The organism is Micromonospora sp. ATA51, from assembly GCF_016802855.1.
GTDB classification, from domain to species: Bacteria; Actinomycetota; Actinomycetes; order Mycobacteriales; family Micromonosporaceae; genus Micromonospora; species Micromonospora sicca.
On record NZ_JAEVHJ010000431.1, the window covers coordinates 1 to 4528 of the forward strand.

5 protein-coding genes and 1 pseudogene are annotated in these 4528 nt (G+C 73.6%); 2 read left to right on the top strand and 4 right to left on the bottom strand.

All coding sequences use genetic code 11. The annotated features are described in order from the left end of the window. Positions 1–30: 30 nt before the first annotated feature. The 3 genes from JNW87_RS35160 to JNW87_RS35170 form a co-directional block, all read right to left on the bottom strand. Complete coding sequence (locus tag JNW87_RS35160; RefSeq protein WP_109803429.1) at positions 31–1227, bottom strand: mechanosensitive ion channel family protein; 1197 nt, start codon at positions 1225–1227, stop codon at positions 31–33. 79 nt (positions 1228–1306) lie between these two features. After that, entirely contained in the window at positions 1307–2128 is an 822-nt protein-coding gene (locus JNW87_RS35165; RefSeq protein WP_109803430.1) for a DUF1206 domain-containing protein, read from the bottom strand. A 60-nt stretch (positions 2129–2188) separates the two neighbouring features. Then, positions 2189–2554 (bottom strand): hypothetical protein, encoded by a 366-nt coding sequence (locus tag JNW87_RS35170; RefSeq protein WP_109803433.1) that lies wholly within the window; start codon positions 2552–2554, stop codon positions 2189–2191. A gap of 73 nt (positions 2555–2627) precedes the next feature. On the opposite strand from JNW87_RS35170, the gene JNW87_RS35175 reads away from it, so the two are divergent. Next, positions 2628–3854 (top strand): cysteine desulfurase-like protein, encoded by a 1227-nt coding sequence (locus JNW87_RS35175; protein ID WP_109803431.1) that lies wholly within the window; start codon positions 2628–2630, stop codon positions 3852–3854. Continuing rightward, entirely contained in the window at positions 3851–4138 is a 288-nt protein-coding gene (locus JNW87_RS35180; RefSeq protein ID WP_238455176.1) for a GNAT family N-acetyltransferase, read from the top strand. Before JNW87_RS35175 ends, JNW87_RS35180 begins: the two co-directional genes overlap by 4 nt. Positions 4139–4156: 18 nt before the next feature. Here JNW87_RS35180 and JNW87_RS35185 read toward each other — a convergent pair. Continuing rightward, positions 4157–4528, bottom strand: a pseudogene (locus JNW87_RS35185) (glycoside hydrolase family 3 protein); the annotation flags it as partial.

Consider the following 4528-nt stretch of genomic DNA (forward strand, 5'->3'; position numbering starts at 1 on the left):
CCGGGGGCTCCGGGGGGGACGGCGCGGTGGTCAGCGGCGGGTGTCGGCGGGTTCCTCGGGGCCCACGAAGACCTCGCTGCGGGCCTCGCCGTCGTCGCTGCCGCCGAAGACCCGGGCGTCGTCCGGGACGTCGGTGTCGGGGAGCCGGCGGACCGGTCGGCGCGGCTGGACCACCTGCCACGGCAGGGCGCCGGAGGCGTCGCCGACCTCGGCGCGCATCCGGGGCAGCGCGGTCGGCCGGTGGTCGCGCACCCAGGCCACCAGGTGCTCGCGGACCAGGCAGCGCAGGTCCCAGAGGCTTCCGGCGTCCGCGGCGCTGACCAGCGCCCGGACCTTGATCATGCCGCCGGTCGCGTCGGTGACCTGGAGTACGCAGACCCGGCCGTCCCACAGCTCGCTGGACTCGGCCAGCCGGCGCAGCTCCTCCCGCATCGCCTGCACCGGGATCGACCAGTCGACGTCGAACTCGGCGGTGCCGAGGACCGCCGCCTCGGTCCGGGTCCAGTTCTGGAACGGCGTGCTGGTGAAGTACGAGGTGGGCAGGATCAACCGGCGGTCGTCCCAGATCTGCACCACCACGTAGCTGAGGGTCAGCTCCTCGATCCGGCCCCACTCCCCCTCGACCACCACCACGTCGTCGAGGCGTACCGCGTCGCTGAAGGCGAGCTGGAGGCCGGCGAAGACGTTGCCGAGCAGGCTCTGCGCGGCGAGCGCGGCGACCACACCGACCACACCGGCGCTGGTCAGCACGCCGGCGCCGATGCCGCGTACGGCGGGGAAGGTCATCAGCATCACGCCGACGGCGAGGATGACGATCACGGCGATGGTGAGCCGGCGCAGCAGCACCACCTGGGTCCGCACCCGGCGGGCGTGCCGGTTGTTCGGCACGTCCACCCGGAACCGGGCCAGCGCGGTGTCCTCCATCACCACCAGCAGCGAGGCGACCAGCCAGGACGCGGCGGCGATCAGGCACAGCGCGAGCACGTGCAGCACGAGCTGGCGCCATGGGGTGCCGACCGCGTACCCGGTGCTGAACCGGACGGCTAGCTGCACGGCGAGCACGACGGCGGTCACCTGGAACGGGCGGTGCGAGTGCTCGGTGAGCTCGGTCATCAGCAGCGAACGCCGGCCGAGCCGGCGGGTCACCCGGTGCACCACCTCGACCAGCAACAAAGCGATCGCCGCCGCTCCGAGCGCGGCGACGATCGTTTCGAGGTAGCCCTGCACAGGCGTTTCTCCCTCCAGCCGGGCGGTGACGCATCGGGCAAAGGCCCAATGGTGCCCGGCGGTCGCGGAATCGACCAGGTCAGACCTTCCGGTACCGGGACTGGAGGAAGCAGTAGACGCCGAAGGCGGCGATGCCGAGCCCCATCAGCGTGAGGATCCCCTGACCCCACGGCTGGTCACGCAGGGTCCGCAGGGCGGCGTCCAGGCCGCGCGCCTTCTCCGGGTCGTAGTTGACGGCGGCGACCACGACCAGGAGTCCGGCGACGGCGAAGACGGCGCCGCGTGCCGCGTACCCGGCCATGCCGAGGCGACGGGCCAGGGTGTGGGTCTTCGGGCTCATCTCGCCGATCTTGAGGTTCCGCTCGAACTTCTTCTTCAGCCCGTAGGCGACCATCCCGATGCCGACGGCGGCGATGACCAGACCGGCGAGCCCGACCAGCCAGCGACCGCCGGTGGACGTCATCAGCTTCTCGGACAGGGCCTGCTGCTTGTCGGCGCTGCTGGAGCTGGCGTCCTGGAAGACCTTGACGGCGGTCCAGGCGAGCCAGAGGAAGACCACGGTGCGGACGACGGAGGCGATCCGCTCGAAGAGCCGGTCCTTGTCCCGCAGCGTGCGGTGCCCGAACGCCGCCTCCAGGGCCTGCCAGATCGCCATGGCGACCAGGCCGACCGCGATCGTGATCAGCAGGAACGTCCCGAGGGGTTGGGCACCCAGGGTGCGCAGCGCGCCGTTCTGGTTGCCCTCCTCACCCGACTTGCCGAACGCGATCTGCAGCGCGAGCCAGGCGAAGAGAAGATGCACGATCCCGTAGCCGATGAATCCGGCCCGGGTCAACAGTTCAAGCCACCTGCTGTTCGCGGCCTGGGCGGCGGTGGCTCCGGCGTTCCGGGTGAGTGACATGGCGCCTCAATCTCCGGATGGGAAAATTTCCAAACGTCGGCCAACGCCGCCCTGGCCAGCTCAGCTGTTGGGATTGCGCGCCACGCGGATCTTGACCTGCTGGTCGGTGACGCTGTCCAGGCTGACCGCGAAGCCGCCGGCCTCGGTGGCCTGCTGGCCGACGGTGAGCGAGAGCTGCTCCCCGGCGACCTCGACGGTGACCTGGTCACCCTGGGCGCCGATCAGCTTGGCCTCGACGCCGAAAATGGTGGCGCTCGCGTCCACGCCACGGTCGAAGGTGACCGTGCAGGCGTCCAGCCCGCAGTCGGTGGAGGCGCCCTCCGAGCTGCAGCCGGCCAGCAGCGCGACGCCGAGCGCCAGGCCGGCCAGCAGGCCGGCGGCGCGGCGGGTGGGGGTCTGCGAGGGGAAGGCACGTGGGTTCGTCACCGGCCAAGGGTACGAGATGCCGGCGACACCGCCACCGTCGGAGATCATTCCGCGGGCGCGTTAGGGTCCCGGCATGCCGTTCGACATCGCCCGCACGCGGGCCGCGTACCCCGCCCTGACCGAGGGCTTCGCCCACTTCGACGGTGCCGGCGGCACCCAGACCGCCCGGCCGGTGATCGAGGCGGTCACCGCCGCCATGGGCGCGGCGACCGGCAACCGCAGCAGCGCCTTCGTGCCCGGCCGGCGGTCGCTGGACCTGGTCGCGGCCGCCCGGTCCGCGGTGGCGGACCTGCTCGGCGCGCGGCCGGAGGGCGTGGTGCTCGGGCCGAGCGCCACGGCGCTGACGTACACCCTGGCCCGGACGCTCGGCGCGGCCTGGCGGCCGGGCGACGAGGTGGTGGTCTCCCGGCTGGACCACGACGCGAACGTGCGGCCCTGGGTGCAGGCGGCCGAGGCGGCCGGCGCCACCGTGCGCTGGGCGGAGTTCGACCCGGCGACCGGTGAGCTGCCCGCCGGCCAGTACGCCGACCTGGTCGGCGAGCGGACCCGGGTGGTCGCCGTGACCGGCGGCAGCAACGCGATCGGCACCGCGCCGGACGTCGCCGCGATCGCGAAGACCGCGCACGCGGTCGGCGCGCTGGTCTGCGTCGACGGGGTGCACGCGGTGCCGCACGGCCCGACCGATCTCGCCTCGCTGGGCGCGGACTTCCTGGTGACCAGCGCGTACAAGTGGTCCGGGCCGCACCTGGCCGCGATGGTCGCCGACCCGGCCCGATGGGCGCAGCTGCGCCCGACGAAGCTGCTCCCCTCCTCCGACGCGGTCCCGGACCGGTTCGAGTACGGCACCCCGAGCTTCCCGATGCTGGCCGGGGTGGCCGCCGCGGTGGACCACCTGGCCACGCTCGACCCGGACGCCACCGGCAGCCGGCGGGAACGCGTCCGCGCCGGCCTGGCCGCCGCCCAGGCTCACGAGGAGGCGGTCTTCGACCGGCTGCTGTCCGGGCTGACCGCACGGCCGGCGGTGACGATCTACGGCTCCCCGGCCCGGCGCTGCCCGACGGTGTCCTTCCGCGTCGCCGGGCTGGCGCCGGCCGACACGGCGGCGGCGCTGGGCGCGGCCGGCTGCTGCCTCTCCTCCGGCGACTACTACGCCTACGAGTACTTCCGCACGATGGGGCTGCGCGACGGCGGCGGGGCGGTCCGGGCCAGCGTGTACCACTACAACACGGTGGACGAGGTGGACCGGTTGCTCGCCGAACTGGACAGGATCGTCGCCGACGGGGAGAGAATGGCCCGGTGAGCTTCCTGGTCGAGGAGAACCCCGCCAAGCACCGGTTCGAGATCCTGGTCGACGACGCGCTGGCCGGGTTCACCGCGTACATCCCGCGCGGCGAGCTGCTGGTCTTCACCCACACCGAGGTGGACGAGCGGTTCCAGAACATGGGGGTGGGGTCGGCCCTGATCCGGGGCACCCTGGACCAGATCCGCGAGCGCGGCGGGCGGCTGGTGGCGAAGTGCCCCTTCGTGGCGGCCTTCATCGAGCGCCACCCGGAGTACGCCGACCTGGTGGTCGCCGAGTCCTGACCGGGCCGCGCCGGCGGCTCAGCGGGCGCCGGTGAGGAGTTCGACGGCGGCGCGGGCGGCGCCCGGGTGGGCGCCGTGGGTGGCGACGTGGACGGCACCGGTGACCAGCTCCGGGACGCCGAGCTCCACGACGACGGCGTCCGGGCGGGCGGCCAGCCCGCGGCTCACCGCGGCCCGCATCCAGTCGTGCCGGTGCAGGTCCCGCACGACCAGCACGGACGGGGCGGCCGGCCGCGCCGGCGGTCGGGTCGGCGGGCGCCTCGCCCTCGGCGTACCGGGCGACGGTGGTGTCGGGGACCAGGTCGGTCAGGGGCGTGCCGATCCCCCAGGGGGTCTCCTCGCCGATGGCCATGTTGTGCGGCGGGGCGAACTCCACCACGTGCGCCGGGC